Annotated in this window: 22 protein-coding genes; 6 read left to right on the top strand and 16 right to left on the bottom strand. The window is 68.9% G+C overall.

Annotated features, from left to right (window positions below; all coding sequences use genetic code 11):
- Positions 1–67: 67 nt before the first annotated feature.
- From ligD to ACPUER_RS27760, 13 genes are all read right to left on the bottom strand, one after another.
- Complete coding sequence (gene ligD / locus ACPUER_RS27820) at positions 68–2,872, bottom strand: DNA ligase D (RefSeq protein ID WP_425132666.1); 2,805 nt, start codon at positions 2,870–2,872, stop codon at positions 68–70.
- A 24-nt stretch (positions 2,873–2,896) separates the two neighbouring features.
- Positions 2,897–3,889, bottom strand: a complete 993-nt coding sequence (locus tag ACPUER_RS27815; protein ID WP_425132665.1) for a Ku protein — start codon at positions 3,887–3,889, stop codon at positions 2,897–2,899.
- A 53-nt stretch (positions 3,890–3,942) separates the two neighbouring features.
- On the bottom strand, positions 3,943–4,446 hold the full coding sequence (locus ACPUER_RS27810) for a DUF421 domain-containing protein (RefSeq protein ID WP_175961752.1): 504 nt from the start codon (positions 4,444–4,446) through the stop codon (positions 3,943–3,945).
- 10 nt (positions 4,447–4,456) lie between these two features.
- The gene (locus ACPUER_RS27805) at positions 4,457–4,717 is read right to left on the bottom strand and encodes a hypothetical protein (RefSeq protein WP_175961753.1); all 261 of its coding nucleotides are present in this window, start codon (positions 4,715–4,717) and stop codon (positions 4,457–4,459) included.
- Between the two features lie 86 nt (positions 4,718–4,803).
- Positions 4,804–5,190, bottom strand: coding sequence for a DUF3022 domain-containing protein (locus ACPUER_RS27800; protein WP_175961754.1), 387 nt, complete (start codon positions 5,188–5,190; stop codon positions 4,804–4,806).
- Positions 5,187–5,348: a DUF1328 domain-containing protein gene (locus ACPUER_RS27795; protein WP_152859985.1), complete on the bottom strand. Its 162-nt coding sequence runs from the start codon at positions 5,346–5,348 to the stop codon at positions 5,187–5,189. Before ACPUER_RS27795 ends, ACPUER_RS27800 begins: the two co-directional genes overlap by 4 nt.
- A 46-nt stretch (positions 5,349–5,394) precedes the next feature.
- Positions 5,395–5,583, bottom strand: a complete 189-nt coding sequence (locus ACPUER_RS27790) for a DUF3008 family protein (RefSeq protein WP_175961755.1) — start codon at positions 5,581–5,583, stop codon at positions 5,395–5,397.
- Positions 5,584–5,668: 85 nt separating this feature from the next.
- Positions 5,669–7,108 carry an RNA polymerase factor sigma-54 gene (locus tag ACPUER_RS27785; protein ID WP_425132664.1) on the bottom strand — a complete coding sequence of 480 codons (1,440 nt, stop codon included), beginning with the start codon at positions 7,106–7,108 and terminating at the stop codon, positions 5,669–5,671.
- 435 nt (positions 7,109–7,543) lie between these two features.
- On the bottom strand, positions 7,544–7,852 hold the full coding sequence (locus ACPUER_RS27780; protein WP_175961757.1) for a hypothetical protein: 309 nt from the start codon (positions 7,850–7,852) through the stop codon (positions 7,544–7,546).
- Between the two features lie 25 nt (positions 7,853–7,877).
- Entirely contained in the window at positions 7,878–8,189 is a 312-nt protein-coding gene (locus ACPUER_RS27775) for a hypothetical protein (RefSeq protein WP_072437848.1), read from the bottom strand.
- Positions 8,186–8,413 (bottom strand): hypothetical protein, encoded by a 228-nt coding sequence (locus tag ACPUER_RS27770; RefSeq protein WP_425132663.1) that lies wholly within the window; start codon positions 8,411–8,413, stop codon positions 8,186–8,188. The genes ACPUER_RS27775 and ACPUER_RS27770 overlap by 4 nt, the downstream gene beginning before the upstream one ends.
- A gap of 175 nt (positions 8,414–8,588) precedes the next feature.
- Positions 8,589–8,891: a hypothetical protein gene (locus ACPUER_RS27765; protein WP_425132662.1), complete on the bottom strand. Its 303-nt coding sequence runs from the start codon at positions 8,889–8,891 to the stop codon at positions 8,589–8,591.
- Complete coding sequence (locus tag ACPUER_RS27760; RefSeq protein WP_175961759.1) at positions 8,888–9,061, bottom strand: hypothetical protein; 174 nt, start codon at positions 9,059–9,061, stop codon at positions 8,888–8,890. Before ACPUER_RS27760 ends, ACPUER_RS27765 begins: the two co-directional genes overlap by 4 nt.
- On the opposite strand from ACPUER_RS27760, the gene ACPUER_RS27755 reads away from it, so the two are divergent.
- The 5 genes from ACPUER_RS27755 to ACPUER_RS27735 all read left to right on the top strand — a co-directional run bounded on the left by ACPUER_RS27755 (position 9,060) and on the right by ACPUER_RS27735 (position 12,736).
- Positions 9,060–9,314 (top strand): hypothetical protein, encoded by a 255-nt coding sequence (locus tag ACPUER_RS27755; RefSeq protein ID WP_175961760.1) that lies wholly within the window; start codon positions 9,060–9,062, stop codon positions 9,312–9,314. The genes ACPUER_RS27760 and ACPUER_RS27755 overlap by 2 nt on opposite strands.
- 94 nt (positions 9,315–9,408) lie before the next feature.
- Entirely contained in the window at positions 9,409–9,840 is a 432-nt protein-coding gene (locus ACPUER_RS27750) for a CBS domain-containing protein (protein WP_034184469.1), read from the top strand.
- Positions 9,841–9,935: 95 nt separating this feature from the next.
- Positions 9,936–10,418, top strand: a complete 483-nt coding sequence (locus ACPUER_RS27745) for a PRC-barrel domain-containing protein (RefSeq protein ID WP_034184470.1) — start codon at positions 9,936–9,938, stop codon at positions 10,416–10,418.
- Between the two features lie 194 nt (positions 10,419–10,612).
- Complete coding sequence (locus ACPUER_RS27740; RefSeq protein WP_425132661.1) at positions 10,613–11,908, top strand: MFS transporter; 1,296 nt, start codon at positions 10,613–10,615, stop codon at positions 11,906–11,908.
- A gap of 45 nt (positions 11,909–11,953) precedes the next feature.
- Entirely contained in the window at positions 11,954–12,736 is a 783-nt protein-coding gene (locus ACPUER_RS27735) for a substrate-binding domain-containing protein (protein ID WP_425132660.1), read from the top strand.
- Positions 12,737–12,760: 24 nt separating this feature from the next.
- Here ACPUER_RS27735 and dctA read toward each other — a convergent pair whose 3' ends face one another.
- From dctA to ACPUER_RS27720, 3 genes are all read right to left on the bottom strand, one after another.
- Positions 12,761–14,083 (bottom strand): C4-dicarboxylate transporter DctA, encoded by a 1,323-nt coding sequence (dctA, locus tag ACPUER_RS27730; protein ID WP_175961763.1) that lies wholly within the window; start codon positions 14,081–14,083, stop codon positions 12,761–12,763.
- Positions 14,084–14,126: 43 nt separating this feature from the next.
- Positions 14,127–15,050 (bottom strand): LysR family transcriptional regulator, encoded by a 924-nt coding sequence (locus ACPUER_RS27725; RefSeq protein ID WP_175961764.1) that lies wholly within the window; start codon positions 15,048–15,050, stop codon positions 14,127–14,129.
- A 114-nt stretch (positions 15,051–15,164) separates the two neighbouring features.
- The gene (locus ACPUER_RS27720) at positions 15,165–15,332 is read right to left on the bottom strand and encodes a hypothetical protein (RefSeq protein ID WP_425132659.1); all 168 of its coding nucleotides are present in this window, start codon (positions 15,330–15,332) and stop codon (positions 15,165–15,167) included.
- A gap of 165 nt (positions 15,333–15,497) precedes the next feature.
- On the opposite strand from ACPUER_RS27720, the gene ACPUER_RS27715 reads away from it, so the two are divergent.
- Positions 15,498–16,205: a UdgX family uracil-DNA binding protein gene (locus ACPUER_RS27715; RefSeq protein ID WP_425132658.1), complete on the top strand. Its 708-nt coding sequence runs from the start codon at positions 15,498–15,500 to the stop codon at positions 16,203–16,205.
- The last annotated feature ends 45 nt before the right edge of the window (positions 16,206–16,250 follow it).

The following is a 16,250-nucleotide window of genomic DNA, read 5'->3' as shown; positions in this document are numbered from 1 at the left end:
CGCATGCACGAAGCGCTGTGGCACCTGATCGTCGGCGCGGTGCCGACGGCCATGGGCATCGCGGCGCTCACGATGCGCCGAGCCGCGCGCGCATCTTCGCGGTGATTCGCTGGCGCGCATCCGCATAGCCTTCCCATGGATCGCGCTTCAGCCCGTCGAGACGCGCGTGCAGCGTGTCGATCGTCCACTGCGCGCCGCCCGTCGTCTCGGGCACCTCGTCCCAGCCGAGCGGCACCGACACGCCCATGCCCGGCCGCGCGCGCGCCGAATACGCGGCGATCGTGCTCGCGCCGCGGCCGTTGCGCAGATAGTCGACGAAGATCTTGCCGCGCCGGTGGCGCGGCCCCATCGTCGCGGTGAAGCGCTCGGGCAGCGCGCCCGCCACGTGCTGCGCAACCGCGCGCGAGAAGTCTTTCACGTCGTCCCATCCCGCGTACCGCGCGATCGGCACGACGACATGCAGCCCCTTGCCGCCGCTCGTCTTGCAGAACGACGCGAGCCCCAGCTCGTCGAGCAGCCCGCGCACGAGTTGCGCGGCGTCGATCATCGCGCGCCACGGCAGCGCCGGATCGGGATCGAGGTCGAACACGATGCGGTCCGGCCGCTCGATATTGGATGCGTGCGCATTCCACGTATGCAGCTCGACCGTGCCCATCTGCGCGGCGCCGAGCAGCGCGTCGACGCTGTCGATCGACAGCAGCGGCCCGTGGCCGGGATCGAGCCCTTCGTGCTGCGTGACGAACGGAATCTCGAGGCGCTCCGCATGTTTCTGAAAGAACAGCTCGCCCGTGATGTCGCCCGGCGTGCGCACGAGCGACACGGGCCGGCCCTTCAGGTCGGGCAGCAGCCACGGCGCGACCCATTGCCAGTAATGCGCAAGGTCGATCTTGCGCGTGCCGTGCTGCGGATCGAGCACGCGATCGGGATGCGTGATGCGCACGCGGCCGACGTGGTCGGCGCCGGATTCGCCGCGCGCGTCGCCGGACGACGCGTGCGATTTCGCACGACGCTTGTGGTCGCTCGCGGTATCCGTGTGCCGTGCGCGTTCGTGTTTGTCGTGCGCTGCATCGCGCTCGTCCATCGCCGTCTCCGTTTCGGTGTGGCGCGGCATCTCGCGGACGATCCGCGCCGCCGGTTTGTCTTCCCGCAGCGCGACGAACGCCGCCTGCCGCACGATGCCGTCGCCCGTCCATTCCGCGAATTCGCATTCGGCGACGAGCGTCGGATCGATCCAGTGCACGCGCGTGCGCGACCGTTCGCGCGGCGGCGGGTCGAACGGCGTCGTATCGCGTTCGTGCCTGCGCAGCATCGCGGCGAGCCGGTCGAGCATGCGCGCATCGAACCCGGTGCCGACCCGGCCCACATAGCGCAATGGCGGCGCGCCGCGCCGCCGCTTGCCGCCCGATTCAGGCTCGTACACACCGAGCAGCAGCGCGCCGAAGCCGTGCCGGCTGCCTGACGGCTCCGTGTAGCCGCCGATCACGAACTCCTGCCGCCGCCGGCATTTGAGCTTGATCCACGCGGCGGAGCGGCCGGCGCGATAGCGTGAATCCGCGCGCTTGCCGATCAACCCTTCGAGGCCGGTGTCGCACGCGCTCGCGATCAGCGACGCGACGTCGCCGCCGAGATCCGGCGAATAGCGCAGCCGCGCGGCGTCGCTGCCCGCCAGCAGCGGTTCGAGCAACGCGCGGCGCGCAGCGAGCGGCGCATCGCGCAGATCCTTGCCATTCAGATAGGGCAGGTCGAACACGAACAGCGTGATCGCGTCGGAACGGCCCGCGCCGAGCGCGTTCTGCAGCGCCTGGAAATCGGGCAGGCCGCTGTCGCCGAGCACGACGGCCTCGCCGTCGAACCACGCGTTTTCGATCTCGAGCGCCGCAAGCGCATCGCGCTGCGCACGCAGCTTCGCGCTCCAGTCGCGGCCCTCGCGCGTCATCAGCGCGACATGCCGCCGCGCACCGCGGCCCGACACGCGCGCGAGAATCCGGTAGCCGTCGAACTTCACTTCGTAGCGCCAGTCGCCTTGCGCGGGCGGAGCATCGACCAGCGTCGCGAGCTGCGGCGCGACGCGCTCGGGCAGCGGTGCGCGGACAGCGCCTTCGACGTGCGACAGGTCGGCGTCGGCTGGTGGCTTGCGATCCTTGCGGTCGCGCGGCGTGCCGCGTGTACGGGGCGCATCGTCGCGGCTGCGTCGCGACGTGCGTGCAGGCGGCGATGCATCGGCGGGCGCCGCGCGTGCGGCCCGCGCACTGCGGTCATGCACGCTGCCCGGCTGCTGCGCAACGACATCGAATTCGTCCGCATCGCGTGCGTCGTCGTCGCGCTCCTTGATCAGCAGCCATTGTGGCTGGCGCCCCTGCTGCCGCCCGCTGCGCACGAGCGCCCAACCGCCGTGCAGCTTTTCGCCATCGAGCCGGAACGTCAGCTTGCCCGCGCGATAGCCGTCGCGCGCCTGCGCGACGCCGCCGTCGGGCGTCCACGTCCCTTCGTCCCACACGACGACCGTGCCTGCGCCGTAATGTCCGGCCGGAATCTCGCCCTCGAACGACGCATATTCGAGCGGATGGTCCTCGACCTGCACGGCCAGACGCTTCACCGACGGATCGACGCTCGGCCCCTTCGGCACGGCCCACGATTTGAGCGTGCCGTCGAGTTCGAGACGGAAGTCGTAATGGAGCCGCGTCGCGTGATGTTCCTGGATCACGAAACGCAACGGATGGCGCGCCCGGCCAGCCGTGCGCGCCTGCTTGGTCTGCTTCGTCTGCTTCGATTCGGCGCCCGGCTTCGCGCGACGCTTCCCGCGCGCGCCTTCCGGCTCCGGCGTCGCGTCGAAGCGGCGTTTTCGACGATAGGGATCGAGCTTGCCGGCCATCGCGTCACCTCGTGTCGCGCGGTGTCATGCGGCGTGCTTCCGGCGCGCGGCGGTTTTCTTTGCCGCATGCGCGCCCGTCGCGCCCTGCTTCGCGGCCGGCCGTTTCGCGGGTGCTTTCGCGGCGCCCCGCGCAGCAGCCTTCGCGGCCGGCTTGCGTCGCCCGCTCGCGGTGCGCGGCGCGGACGCGCCGGTGTCGTCGTCCTCGCGCGCGGTACGCGCGCCGCCGCCGCCCTTCAGGCTGCGCTTCAACAGCTCGGTCAGGTCGACGACGTTGGCCGCCGTGCGCGCCGTTTGCGCCGGCCGGTCCTCGATCTCCTCGACGCTGCCCGCGCGCACCTTGCGCTCGACCAGTTCGAGGATGTCGTCGCGGAACGTGTCGCGATACTCGTCGGGCGTCCACGTGCCCGACATGTCGTCGATCAGCTTCTTCGCCATCGCGAGCTCGCGCGCGCTGACGCCCGCGCGCTTCGCGTCGCCGGCCGGCACCGGCAGCTCGTCGAGCGGGCGCAGTTCCTCCTGCCAGCGCAGCGTATCGAGCGCGAGCAGCGGCCCGACCGGGATCAGCGCGCCGAGATGCTGGCGATCGTGCATCACGACGTGCGCGATGCCGATCTTGCCGCTGTCCTTCAGCGCGTCGCGCAGCAGCGCATAGACCTTCTCGCCCTTGCGGTCCGGCACCAGGTAGTACGGCGTGTCGAGATACAGGAACGACACGGCGTCCGCGTCGACGAACGTGACGATGTCGACGGTCTGCGTCGATTCGGGGTTCGCCGCGCGGATCTCGTCGTCGGTCAGCACGACATAGCGCTCCTTCTCGTACTCGTAGCCGCGCACGATGTCCTCGCGCGCGACCTCCTTGCCGGTGCGCTTGTTGATCTGCCGATAGCCGACCGGGTCCATCGAACGCTTGTCGAGCAGCCGGAACGACGGCTTCACGGTGCGCGTCGCCGGGAACAGCTGCACGGGCACGTGAACGAGCCCGAAGCTGATCGCGCCTTTCCAGATCATGCGTGCCATGGGTGTCCTCCTTGCGGCGTCGTTGCGTCGGACGCCTTCGTCCGCGGCCGATGCTACGGCCGCCGGCTGCGGCTGCGCCGCACGATGCTCACGTGTCCGTTGCGCTCCAGGATCGCCGCGTCGACGTCGGACAGGTCGGTCGCGCCGGTCGCCTGCCGGACGCTTTCGCGCACGTCGGTCGGCGTAAGCAGCGCGGCACGCATCTGTGCGTCGTCGAAGCGGCCGTTGCGATACACCTCGCGCTCGGCGCCTACCAGCAACCGCTCGAGCCGGCGCGAGCGCACGCATGCCCAGCCGATCGCACGATGCAGCAGCGCGATCGCGAGCGACGCCGCGACGGTCGCGACGAACGGAGACGCGCCGACCACCGCGCGGCTCAGGATCGCGCCGAGCAGAATGCCGACCACGTAGTCGAACGGCGAACGCTGCCCGAACGCGCGCCGCCCGGCGATGCGAATCAGCACCAGCGCGACCACGAACACGACGATCGCACGCAACGCCATCTGGCCGGGGCCGAGCATCCGGCCCTGTCCGAACAGCGCGACGACGACGTCCATGATGGCGGCGCTATGCGGGCAGATCGGCCGCCTGCTGCCAGCGCGCCCGGATTCGAGGGCGGCCGATGTCGTCCGGGAACGTGCACATTACCGCGTCGGGATCGACCGCCTGCCCGATGCCCACGCGTTGCGCCGAATCCGGCGGATATGCGGCGCCCGGCAACAGGCGTTCGGCACCGACGGCCGCGTTCGGCTTCAGGTGCCTGAACGCCCTGCACACGTATCGCTGCGCGGCCTGCTGCGTCTTGCCGGCTGGTGGGGGATTCGTCATCGGGGCGTCCTCGTCGAATTCGATGGGCGGCCGCCACGCACGCAGCCGCTGCGGCGCGAGCGCGCCTGCGGCGGCCGGCCTCGGCGTCAGGGCGCGCGCAATGCCGCGTCGAGTTCGGTATCCGTAATATCGAGCGCCACGTTGCATTCGATCGCGTCGTCCTCGACGCGCGGCTTGCGTTCGTCCACCGCGCGTCGAGCGCCATCGCACAGATACGTGCGCACGCGCAGCCGGTCGTCCTCGTCGAGCCGCGCATAACGCTCGATCACGTGCGGATCGAACCGCAGGTCGACCGTGCAACGCCACTCGCGCGCGCTTTCGTCGGCCGGCACGCGCACCCACGACACCTGGATCGTCAACCGCCCGGATGCGTCGTCCGCATGCACGACGACGGTCGACTCCGACGGGAAGCCGTTCGCGAGCGCGTGCTCGAGTTCCGCGACGCGCTGCGAGCGGTCGGGCGCGCTGGTCATCGTCGCACGACGCCCAACAGCAGCGTGACCAGAAAGATCACGACGAAGATGTAGAACAGGATCTTCGCGATCTCGGCCGCGCCGGCCGCAATGCCGCCGAAGCCGAGCACGGCCGCGACGAGCGCGATGATGAAGAAAATGACGGCGTATCGAAGCATGGAGCCCTCCTGGATGACAGCGGTCGCGAACACACGTCGTCGTCGATCACGCATCGTGCTTGTGCCTGGGTTTGCCGCGAACCGGCGTGGAAGCCATTCTCTCGAGTTCCTTCTCGCTCATCGACTTGGCCATCGACTTCGCCGGCGGCTTGAGGTCCTTCATCTTCGTCTCGCCGCGCTTGGCCGACAGCGCGGCCCCGGCAGCACGCTGCTGGGCCTGGGATTTTGCTGGCATGGTTGCGCTCCTCTCGTTGGCGCACGCGATACGACGCAATGTCGGTGCAGCAGACGGCACGCGCGCGGTTGGGTCGCCCGGGTCGTCATGCGGCGTCGCGGCGCCGCAGGTCGGCCGGCGGGATCTTCATCGCCTGGCGATACTTCGTCACCGTGCGGCGCGCAAGAAGAATGCCGCGCCCCGCGAGGTTCTGCACGAGCGTGACGTCGGACAGCGGATCGGTTTGACGCTCGGCCGCGATCATGTCGCGGATCAGCACCTTGGCGGCCGATGCCGAGCACACGCCCTTGCCCGCCGCCTCGAGCTTGCGCGGGAAGAAGTGCTTGAATTCGAACGTGCCGTGCGGCGTGGCCATGTACTTGTTGCCCGTCGCGCGCGACACGGTCGATTCGTGCAGCTCGAGCTCATCCGCGATATCGCGCAGCACGAGCGGCTTCATCGCGATCTCGCCGTAGCGGAAGAAATCGCGCTGCCGCGCGACGATGCATTCGCCGACGCGCTGGATCGTCTCGAAGCGCTTCTGCACGTTGCGGATCAGCCAGCGCGCTTCCTGCAACTGCTGGCCGAGCGGCGAATCGCGCTCGCCGCTCGACTGCGCGAACAGCGTCGCATAACGCTCGTGCAGGCGCGCGCGCGGCAGCACGGCCGGGTTGATCGTCACGATCCATTCGTCGCGCACCTGGCGCACGATCACGTCGGGCACCACGTAGTCGCCGCGCGTGCTGCCATAGTGATTGCCGGGGCGCGGATCGAGGCCGCGCACGAGCGCGCACGCCGCGTGCAGCGTCTGCGGGTTGCAGCCGATGCGCCGCTGGATCTCGGCCGTCTCGCGGCGCGCGAGCCGTTCGAGATGCTCGCGCGCGATCGCCTTCGCTTCCGCGAGCGCCGGCGTGCCGGCCGGGATCGCGTCGAGCTGCAGCACCAGGCATTCGGACAGCGAGCGCGCGGCGATGCCCGGGCGGTCGAGCATCTGCACGAGCCGCAGCGCGACCGCGAGATCCTGTTGCGACAGCAGCAGCGCCGGATCGGCCGCGACCAGCAGGTCGGGCAGCTCCTGGCGCAGGTAGCCGTCGTCGTCGAGCGCATCGATCACGATGCGCGCGGCTTCGCGGTCGCGTTTGTTCAGCGGGTAGAGCCGCAGCATATCGTGCAGTTGCTGATGCAGCGACGGCTCGGCGGCCATCCATTCGCCCGGCGACAGGCCGTCGGCGTCGTCGCCCTGGCGGCCCGTACCGCGCGGCGCGGGCGCGGCCGTATACGACACCTCGCCGTCCGGCGGGCGCACGTCGTCGGGTTCGGGCGACGCTTCGGGCGCGGCGGCTTCGGCCGCCTGCTCGGGCGTTCCGGCGGCGGTTTCCTCTTCGCCGTCGCCCTGGCCGTCTTCGAGAAACGGATTCATGTCGAGCGCCTGCCGCAATTCCTGTTGAAACTCGAGCGAGGACAACTGCAGCAGCCGCAGCGACTGCTGAAGCCTCGGCGTAAGTGCGAGATGCTGTCGCATCTGCAGCGCAAGCGAGACGGACATCGAAAGCCTCCTGACGGTTCGGTTCGCGGTATTTCGTCGACAGGGTTTACGCAGTTTTCGTGCCAATCCGTCCACGCGCGCCGTGCCGGGGCTTTCGCGGGTTCGTGCCCCATCACGCAACCTGACGGGGCCGCTTTTTTACAAGCCGGCGGCAAGTTTGGGGCACGCATTTCGCGCGGCAAGAAGTGCGCTCGGTCCACCGCATCGTCACGCTTCGCATCGATGGGATCGACGGCCGAGCGATCGGGAAATACCGCCGTCAGCGCCGGCTGGTGGCGCAGCAGCCACGCGGCCATGTCGCGCTCCTGCTGCATGATCCGCTCGCAGCACGCTGCGGGTTTCATCTTCGCCGTCACGTTCCTTCACCGCATCACGAATGCGGCGTGTCGCGCGGCGCGATGCTCGGCGCGCATGCCGTGCGGCACACGCGACGCGTCAGTACTGCATCGGCGGCGGCGTGCCCGGCAGCCGCTGGTCGCCCTGCACGCCGTTCGGGCCCGGCGGCGGGACGTCGGCCGGATCGCCGCCGGTCGCGCCCTGCGGCATCGTGTTGCCCGGCGACGGGCGCGTCTCGTAGCGCGTATTGGCATCCGGCATCGTCGCGCTCGGCGGCGTCGCATGGCCGTCGGGCGGTGCGGGCGGCGCCGCGCGCGTGCCGTAGGTGGTGCCCTGCGTGCATGCGCCCAGCGCGCACGCGGCGGCGAACGCGCATGCAGCTACGCGTATCGTCTGGATCGTGTTCATCGGAATCCTCCGTCGGATCGACGGCTCAGAGCCGGTTGAAATGAAAATCCCCCGCATACGCGGTGGGTGCGCGGCGCGCCATCATCACGTCGAATTCGGCCGCGACGCGCGTGAGCGTGCCGCGTTGCCGCTCGATATCCGCCTGTTCGAGCGCGGCGAACGCGTCGGCATCGAAGGTCACGGTCAGCGACGCCGGATGGCCATCGACGCGAAAACCGATATGCAATGCGCCGGCCGGCTGCTCCTCGACATGGAACGGCATCGCGCGCGCCTCGAAATGGCGGCCGAGCGTCTCGGCGATGTCGCGCAGCATGCCGGGTCTGATACGGATGCTCATTGCGTGCCCTCCATTCGCGTTCGCGGCGCCGCGCCCGCCGGCGGTGCGCGCACGGGCGGATCGCGTTCCGGCGGCGCATGCCCGGGCGGATCGCCTTCGGGTTCGCGGTACGGTTCCGGCATGTCGGGCGGCACGTCGTCGGGATCGGGCGGCTCGGGGTCCGGCTCCACGTCGGGCACCGGCGGGTCAGGCCGGTGCAGCCACTGATCGCGGTCGTGATTCATCGGCATTCCATAGGGGCGCATCGTTGCGTTGTCTGACGGATGTGGCCAGGGTCCGCAATCCGCGTGCCGTCCGTTCGCGGCGCCCGCACGCCGGCGCTGCTGCGCATACGCGCGCGCTCGCGGCGCGCGCCGTGCATTCGCTACACCGTTCGCTGCAATTCTTGCAAGCGCGCCGCTACGCGTCGTACGCGGCCATCACGAGCCACAGCTCGCGGCCGTCGTCCCGCACACGTGCCGCCAGCGCATACGGGTCGGCCGGCTCGCATGCGCGCTGCAGCGCGAAGCGCGCCGGCTCGGTCGAGCCGAACGTCTCGTCGCCGAGCGGCCGCACGTCGGCCTTGCCCTCGAACATCCGGCGCTCGGGCCGGTAGATCAGCGGTTCGTGTTTCCACGTATCGAAATGGCTCTTCACCGAATCGAATCCGCCGCCGCATATGTTGATCTCGTAGCGTACGCCTGGTCGTCGTTTCGGAATCATCGTCGTGTCTCCGCTTGATGCGCGCACCGCAGGCACCGGGTGCGCCGCGCGTTGCTGCCATGGTCGTCTTCGTCTTCGCCGGCGACGTGGCAAATCGCGTGCCGCGTGCGATCCGGGAACGGCCGTTGCGGGAAATCGGCGTCATCGTCACCGATACGGAGCTTCGCCATGAAGGATTCGACCCGGTCCGGCCACGACGCGCCGGAGCGCAAGCAGCGACCCTCCCCATCGCAGCCGCTGAAGCCGGAGGACCGCACGCACACGCGCCATTCGGAACGCCATATCGACAAGCAGCTCGAGGACACGTTTCCGGCGAGCGACCCGCCCGCGACCGGCGGTATCACGCGCATCGAGCCCGACACGCCGCCCGGCACGCACGACGACGGGCCGTGGCAGGACAAGCGCGAACGCCGCGACAGATGACGGCGACGAACGACAGGCCGCGTGCGCCGCACGGCATGCGGTTTGCTGAATGAGCCGAAGCATTGCCCACACCCAACCCGCAAGGAGGACTTTCATGCATCGCGTCAACGAAATCATGTCGCAGGACGTCGTGTGCATCGCGCCGACCGACTCGATCCGCCATGCCGCGCAACTGATGGAGCGCTACGACATCGGCGCGCTGCCCGTGTGCGACAACAACCGGCTGATCGGGATGGTGACGGACCGCGATCTCGCGGTGCGCGCGATCTCGGCCGGCAAGCCGCCGGAGACGCGGATTCACGAAGTCGCGTCGGGCCCGATCGAATGGTGCTTCGACGACGATTCGCTGGAAGAGATCCAGCACTACATGGCAGACGCGCAGTTGCGCCGCCTGCCCGTCGTCGATCACGACAAGCGGCTGGTCGGCATGCTGTCGCTCGCGGACATCGCGACGCGCTCGGCCGGCCCGACGCACGACGACGTCGCGAACACGCTCGAAGGCGTGTCGCAGCCGAGGCAGACGTGACGGGTCGAGCCTTTGCTTCGCCCCGTCCCGACCACCCGCGCGACCCACGGCCCGCCCGGGCACGATCGCGCACCACGCAGCCTGGAGGAAACACCATGCAGACTTCCAATCAAGGTCAGACCCGCATCATCGGCAAGGGCGCCGCAACGGCGGCCGGACCCGGCCCCGACGTCATGGCGGCCAACACGCTGGAAGGCGACAAGGTCTATACGACCGACGGCGACGATGTCGGCAAGATCAAGGACATCATGCTCGACGTGCGTTCGGGCCGTATCGCGTACGCGGTGCTGTCGAGTGGCGGCCTGCTCGGCATCGGCGACAAGCTGCTCGCGATCCCGTGGAGCGCGCTGACGCTCGACACTGAGCGCAAGTGCTTCCTGCTGTCGGTGTCGTCGGAGCGGATCAAGAACGCTCCCGGCTTCGACAAGGACCACTGGCCGGCGATGGCCGATCCGCAATGGGCCGAGCCGCTGCACGAGTACTACGGCAGCGCGCCGTACTGGAGCCCCGGCGACGAGCTCGGGCTGACCGATCCGACCGAGGAACTGAACAATCCGCGCACACGCGACCCTCATTGAGCGTTCACGACCGGCCGACACGCCCCGCGCATGCGGGGCTTTTTTTCGTCTGCCGGCCGCCCCTATTGATAACCATACGACATCAATCCATCCAAAAATCGCACTTATCGTTTCTCCGTCTCCGGGCGAACATTGCCAAAACGACAATCGATCGCCTTCCGCGCATTGTCTGAATTTTTCTGGAGACACCCCCGATGCCCCCCTCGCCCAGCCTTCCGACCGGACGTTCGAAGGCCGCCGCGGTATTCCGCGTCACGGCCGGCAACTTCCTCGAGCAGTTCGACTTCTTCCTGTTCGGCTTCTATGCGACGCAGATCGCCGCCGTGTTCTTTCCCGCCGCGAGCGAGTTCGCTTCGCTGATGATGACGTTCGCCGTGTTCGGCGCCGGCTTCCTGATGCGGCCGATGGGCGCGATCGTGCTGGGCGCGTACATCGACGACGTCGGCCGCCGCAAGGGCCTCATCGTCACGCTGGCCATCATGGCAAGCGGCACCATCCTGATCGCGTTCGTACCGGGCTACGCGACGATCGGCCTGCTCGCACCCGCGCTCGTGCTGATCGGGCGACTGCTGCAGGGCTTTTCGGCGGGTGCCGAGCTGGGCGGCGTGTCGGTCTATCTTGCCGAGATGGCCACGCCCGGCCGCAAGGGCTTCTACACGAGCTGGCAGTCCGCCAGCCAGCAGGTCGCGATCGTCGTCGCGGCGGGCCTCGGCTTCGCGCTCAATCAATGGCTCAGCGCATCGGCCATCGCCGCATGGGGATGGCGCGTCCCGTTCTTCGTCGGCTGTACGATCGTGCCGTTCATTTTCATGCTGCGTCGCAATCTGGAGGAAACGCAGGAATTCAAGGCGCGCCGGCATCGTCCCGGCATGAAGGAAGTGTTCGGTACGCTGGTCCAGAACTGGGGCGTGGTTCTCGCAGGCATGATGCTGGTCGCGATGACGACCACGAGCTTCTACCTGATCACGGTCTACGCGCCGACCTTCGGCAAGACGGTTCTGCACCTGAGCACCGCGGACAGCCTGCTCGTGACGCTGTGCGTCGGCGTGTCGAATTTCGTCTGGCTTCCGATCGGCGGTGCGCTGTCGGACAGGATAGGCCGCCGGCCGCTGCTCGTCGGCATGACGGTGCTCGCGATCGCGACCGCCTATCCTGCGCTGTCGCTGCTCGCTCATGCGCCGTCGTTCGTCAACATGCTGCTCGTCCTTCTGTGGCTGTCGTTCATGTACGGGATCTATAACGGCGCGATGATCGTCGCGCTGACGGAAGTGATGCCGGTGGAGGTGCGCGTGGCAGGCTTCTCGCTCGCCTACAGCCTCGCGACGGCCGTATTCGGCGGCTTCACGCCCGCCATCTCGACGGCGCTGATTCACATGACCGGCGACAAGGCTGCGCCGGGCTACTGGATGAGCCTCGCCGCGGTGTGCGCGCTGCTTGCGACCTTCGCGCTCTATCGCCGCCGGACGCCGACGCTGACACCCGCGCACTGACGCCCCATGCCGAGCAACCTGCCCCGACTCCGCAAGACGACAATCATGAAAAACCTGCTCCTGAAACTGTGCGCGACCGCGCTCGTCGCCACCGCCGCAGTCACCGCAAACGTGCAGGCCGCCGAGCTGCACGTGATGAGCTCGGGCGGCTTCACCGCGGCCTATAAGCTCCTTGGCCCGCAGTTCGCGTCCCGCACGGGCAACACGCTCGACACCGCGCTCGGCCCGTCGATGGGCAAGTCGCCCGAGGCGATTCCGAACCGGCTCGCGCGCGGCGAGCCTGCCGACGCGGTGATCATGGTCGGCTACGCGCTCGACGATCTGATCAGGCAAGGCAAGGTGATCCCCGGATCGCGCGTCGAGCTGGCCGATTCCCGCATCGGCATGGTCGTGCGCGACGGCGCGGCGAAACCCGACATCAGCTCGGCCGAAGGCCTGAAGCAGGCGCTGCTGCATGCCAAGTCGATCGCCTACTCGGATAGCGCGAGCGGCGTCTATATCGAGCGGGAGTTGTTCAGGAAGCTCGGCATCGACGACCAGATGAAATCGAAGGCGAAGATGATCCCGCGGATTCCGGTCGCGTCCGTGGTCGCGAACGGCGACTACGAAATCGGCTTCCAGCAGGTGAGCGAACTGCTGCCCATCCAGGGCGCGACCTTTGTCGGCAAGATTCCCGAATCGCTGCAGTCCGTCACACGCTTCGCCGCCGGCATCCCTGTCGGCGCGCAACATCCAACGGAAGCGAAGGCACTCCTCGACTATCTCGCGTCGCCCGCCGTGCAGCCGGAAGTGAAGTCGACCGGACTGGATTCCGTCTCCGCACCTTGAGCACGAACCACGGGAAGGCGTGCATCAGACGGCCTTCCCGTCGCGCCCGGCGTTGTCCGCAGCATCATCGGCGCAGTTCAGGTTCGCCGGCTCGGCCGCGCTCAGCATCCGCGCGAGCCGCTCACGATCGCACTCCCCTTCCCACGACGAAACGAAGATCACCGCGCACGCATTGCTGATCACGCTCGTCAGCGCGCGCGCCTCGGACATGAAGCGATCGATGCCGACCAGCAGCGCGACCCCGGCAACCGGCAGGTCGGGCATCACGGCGAGCGTCGCGACGAGCGCGACGAGCCCGCTGCCGGACACGCCGGCCGCCCCCTTCGACGTGAGCAGCATGACGGCGAGCATTGCCGCGATTTGCGGCGCGGAAAGCGGCACGTCGCACGCCTGCGCGATGAACAATGCCGCGAGCGTCAGGTAGATCGCGGTGCCGTCCAGGTTGAACGAGTAGCCGGCCGGCAGCACGAGCCCCACGACGCCCTTGTCGCACCCCAGCGACTCCAGCTTGACGATCAGCCGCGGCAACACCGGCTCCGTGGACGAGGTCGCGAGGACGATCAGCAACTCCTCGCGCAGGTAGCGCAACAGCCGCCACAACGCGAAGCCGTGCAGCCGGGCGAGCGGCGCCAGCACCAGCGCGACGAACAGCACGCAGGCCACGTAGAACGCCACCATCAGCCGCGCGAGCGAGCCGACCGAGCCGATGCCGAAGCGCCCCACCGTGAACGCCATCGCGCCGAATGCGCCGAGCGGTGCGAGCCGCATGACCATCGCGAGTACCCGAAACACGATCTGCGCGACGCCGTCGATCAGCGCCAGCACAGGCCGACCGGTCTGCGGATACGCATTCAGCGAAAAACCGAACAGCAGCGACAGCAGCAGCACGGGCAGCACCTCGCCCGTGCGGAACGCGCCGAGCATCGTGTCGGGGATCACGCTCAACGCGAACTCGACGAGCCCGTGCGGTTGCGCGTGCGGTGCATATTGCGCCAGGATGCGCGGGTCGAGATGGCGCACGTCGACGTGCATGCCGGCGCCGGGCCGCAGCACGAACGCGGTGACGAGCCCGAATGCGAGTGCGGCGGCGGTCAGCAGATAGAACAGCACCAGCGCGCGCACGATCGTGCGCCCGATGGCCTTTCCGTTCGCCAGCGACGTGATGCCGGAGACGATCGTGCAAAACACGATCGGCGCGATCATCATCCGCACGAGGCCGACGAATGCATCGCTGAGCGGCTTGAGCAGCGCGCCCGCCGACGGCCAGAAGTGGCCGACGCTCACGCCGAGCGCCATCGCCAGCAGAACCTGCACATAGAGCGAACGGAGCGGTCTTGCCAGCCTCACGATGCGGTGTTCCCCGATGTCCTGTTTGTGTTCTTTATCTTCGTCACTTCGATGCATCGCTGCTTGCGGCGCCGGCGCGTTTCGCATCGACGATCGCCCGGTGAAACTCCTCCGCGGCCGGCGTCAGCGGGCGCCCGCGCCGTTTCACGATGCCCACCCGGCGCTTGACCACCGGTTCGACGAGGGGCACGCTCGTGAGCACGGGATGGTCGTGTCCGGGCATCGCCATCGACGGTACCGCGGCGACGCCGAGCCCGGCTTCGATCAACCCGAGCAGGGTCGTCACGTGGCGCGTCTCGCACACGCTCGGCGCCCGCGGCGCGACGGTCGTCAATGCCTGGTCGAGCAGCAGGCGGTTGCCGGAAGTCTTGTCCACCGACACATACTCGTACTCGTAAAGCTCGTTCCAGGTCACGCGCTTCTTGCGCGCGAGCGGATGGTCGCGCCGGCACGCGGCAACAAACCGTTCCTGCAGCAGCAGCTTGAACTCGATCTCCGGCTCCTGGCTGCCCATGAAACTCACGCCGAAATCGGCCTCGCCGCTGATGACCGCGCCCAGCACCTCGTTCGCGCTCGCATCCAGCAGCTTGACCCTGATGCGCGGAAAGCGGCGATGATAGCTCGCGATCACGTTCGGCAGGAAGTAGTAGGCCACCGACGGCACGCATGCAATCGTCACATGACCGAGGCGGCTCGACGAAACGTCGCGGATGCCGAGCAGCGCGACGTCGAGATCGTCCAGCAGTTGCTCGGCGCTCGGCGCGAACACGCGCCCGACGGTGGTCAGCGTGACGCTGCGGGTGGTGCGCTCGAACAACCGCACGCCGAGCGCTTCCTCGAGTTTGTCGATCCGGCGACTCAGCGCGGGCTGCGAAATGCTGATCGCGTCGGCGGCCTTTCGGAAGCTTCCCAGCTCCACCACCGCGCGAAACGCCTGCAAGTCGGTCAAATCGAAGTTGATTCCCACGGGCCACGTCTCCGAATTTCAGATGCCGGGTATTTTGCATGATTCGGGCAAGCTCACCCAGCCGGGAGATGCCCGGCTCCGACGCCTGCTACGCGCGGTGCCGCAGCGCATCGATCACGACGGAGAACGCGCGCGATGCCTGGCGGCGATCGCCGTCGCGCTCGTATGGTACGGCACGTCGGCGGCGGCCGGATCGTCGCCGGGGAATGCATCGCGTCTGTCCCCCGTCAGCGGATGCAGGCCGGCCGCAAACTGCGCGCCCATGTCGACCGCATGCGGCATGCCGGTTGCTCCATGTTCCGTATCGTCGATACGGGAGCCATCGATGCGCGGGATGTCGATTTTCCAGCCAGGCCACGCGAGCGCGTCGCGTGCCGCGTGCCGGCCGGCGCGCCGGTTCGCGCAGGCAGCCGCATGCGGCGCGCGAGCCCGCGCAAGAGGCGCCCCATGACGCGCCAGGCGGCCGCTCGTCCGGCCCCCGCCGCCCGCGGCGGCGACGCGCCGGCGACGCTCGACGCGTGCCGACGCTGCGCGCTGTGGGAACACGCGACGCAACCGGTGCCGGGCGCCGGGCCCGTCGACGCAACGATCATGCTGGTCGGCGAGCAGCCGGGCGATCAGGAGGACCGCAAGGGTTTGCCGTTCGTCGGCGCGGCCGGCCGCATGCTCGACCGCGCGCTCGACGAGGCCGGAATCGAGCGCTCGCACGTCTACCTGACGAATGCGGTCAAGCACTTCAAATGGGAGCCGCGCGGCAAGCGGCGCCTGCACAAGACGCCCGCGCAACGCGAGGTCGCCGCATGCCGCTACTGGCTCGAACGCGAGCTCGACGCGGTGCGCCCGCGCGTGATCGTCGCGCTCGGCGGTACCGCGCTGCGCGCGGTGCTGCAGGACAACGACGCGACGCTGGAGCGCACGCGCGCGCCGGTGCGGACCGCCGAAGGCCGGCTTGTCGTCGCAACCTGCCATCCGTCGTATGTGCTGCGTACGCGCGGCGCCGACTCTCGCGAACACGCATACCGGACGCTCGTCGATGCGTTGCGTACCGCGTCGCGCCTCGCGCGCGGCCACGGCGACGCCCTTGGCAAGGGCGACAAAAATGCAAACGACGGCAGAAACGGCGGCCGGCCGGGCGCATCGGGCGACGCCGGATGAGCGGCCCGCGCCGCGGCCTGCGGCCGCGAAGCCGCGGTACCGGCG

The organism is Burkholderia sp. DN3021, assembly GCF_049805555.1.
Classification (GTDB): Bacteria; Pseudomonadota; Gammaproteobacteria; order Burkholderiales; family Burkholderiaceae; genus Burkholderia; species Burkholderia pyrrocinia_C.
Note: the sequence above shows the minus strand (reverse complement) of the source record. Positions and strands in the feature narration are given on the sequence as shown.

Coding starts and splice junctions, on each gene's coding strand:
- ligD (WP_425132666.1), bottom strand. CDS start 2,872: ATGGCCGGCAAGCTCGATCCCTATCGTCGAAAACGCCGCTTCGACGCG.
- ACPUER_RS27815 (WP_425132665.1), bottom strand. CDS start 3,889: ATGGCACGCATGATCTGGAAAGGCGCGATCAGCTTCGGGCTCGTTCAC.
- ACPUER_RS27810 (WP_175961752.1), bottom strand. CDS start 4,446: ATGGACGTCGTCGTCGCGCTGTTCGGACAGGGCCGGATGCTCGGCCCC.
- ACPUER_RS27805 (WP_175961753.1), bottom strand. CDS start 4,717: ATGACGAATCCCCCACCAGCCGGCAAGACGCAGCAGGCCGCGCAGCGA.
- ACPUER_RS27800 (WP_175961754.1), bottom strand. CDS start 5,190: ATGACCAGCGCGCCCGACCGCTCGCAGCGCGTCGCGGAACTCGAGCAC.
- ACPUER_RS27795 (WP_152859985.1), bottom strand. CDS start 5,348: ATGCTTCGATACGCCGTCATTTTCTTCATCATCGCGCTCGTCGCGGCC.
- ACPUER_RS27790 (WP_175961755.1), bottom strand. CDS start 5,583: ATGCCAGCAAAATCCCAGGCCCAGCAGCGTGCTGCCGGGGCCGCGCTG.
- ACPUER_RS27785 (WP_425132664.1), bottom strand. CDS start 7,108: ATGTCCGTCTCGCTTGCGCTGCAGATGCGACAGCATCTCGCACTTACG.
- ACPUER_RS27780 (WP_175961757.1), bottom strand. CDS start 7,852: ATGAACACGATCCAGACGATACGCGTAGCTGCATGCGCGTTCGCCGCC.
- ACPUER_RS27775 (WP_072437848.1), bottom strand. CDS start 8,189: ATGAGCATCCGTATCAGACCCGGCATGCTGCGCGACATCGCCGAGACG.
- ACPUER_RS27770 (WP_425132663.1), bottom strand. CDS start 8,413: ATGAATCACGACCGCGATCAGTGGCTGCACCGGCCTGACCCGCCGGTG.
- ACPUER_RS27765 (WP_425132662.1), bottom strand. CDS start 8,891: ATGATTCCGAAACGACGACCAGGCGTACGCTACGAGATCAACATATGC.
- ACPUER_RS27755 (WP_175961760.1), top strand. CDS start 9,060: ATGAAGGATTCGACCCGGTCCGGCCACGACGCGCCGGAGCGCAAGCAG.
- ACPUER_RS27760 (WP_175961759.1), bottom strand. CDS start 9,061: ATGGCGAAGCTCCGTATCGGTGACGATGACGCCGATTTCCCGCAACGG.
- ACPUER_RS27750 (WP_034184469.1), top strand. CDS start 9,409: ATGCATCGCGTCAACGAAATCATGTCGCAGGACGTCGTGTGCATCGCG.
- ACPUER_RS27745 (WP_034184470.1), top strand. CDS start 9,936: ATGCAGACTTCCAATCAAGGTCAGACCCGCATCATCGGCAAGGGCGCC.
- ACPUER_RS27740 (WP_425132661.1), top strand. CDS start 10,613: ATGCCCCCCTCGCCCAGCCTTCCGACCGGACGTTCGAAGGCCGCCGCG.
- ACPUER_RS27735 (WP_425132660.1), top strand. CDS start 11,954: ATGAAAAACCTGCTCCTGAAACTGTGCGCGACCGCGCTCGTCGCCACC.
- ACPUER_RS27720 (WP_425132659.1), bottom strand. CDS start 15,332: ATGCCGCATGCGGTCGACATGGGCGCGCAGTTTGCGGCCGGCCTGCAT.
- ACPUER_RS27715 (WP_425132658.1), top strand. CDS start 15,498: ATGACGCGCCAGGCGGCCGCTCGTCCGGCCCCCGCCGCCCGCGGCGGC.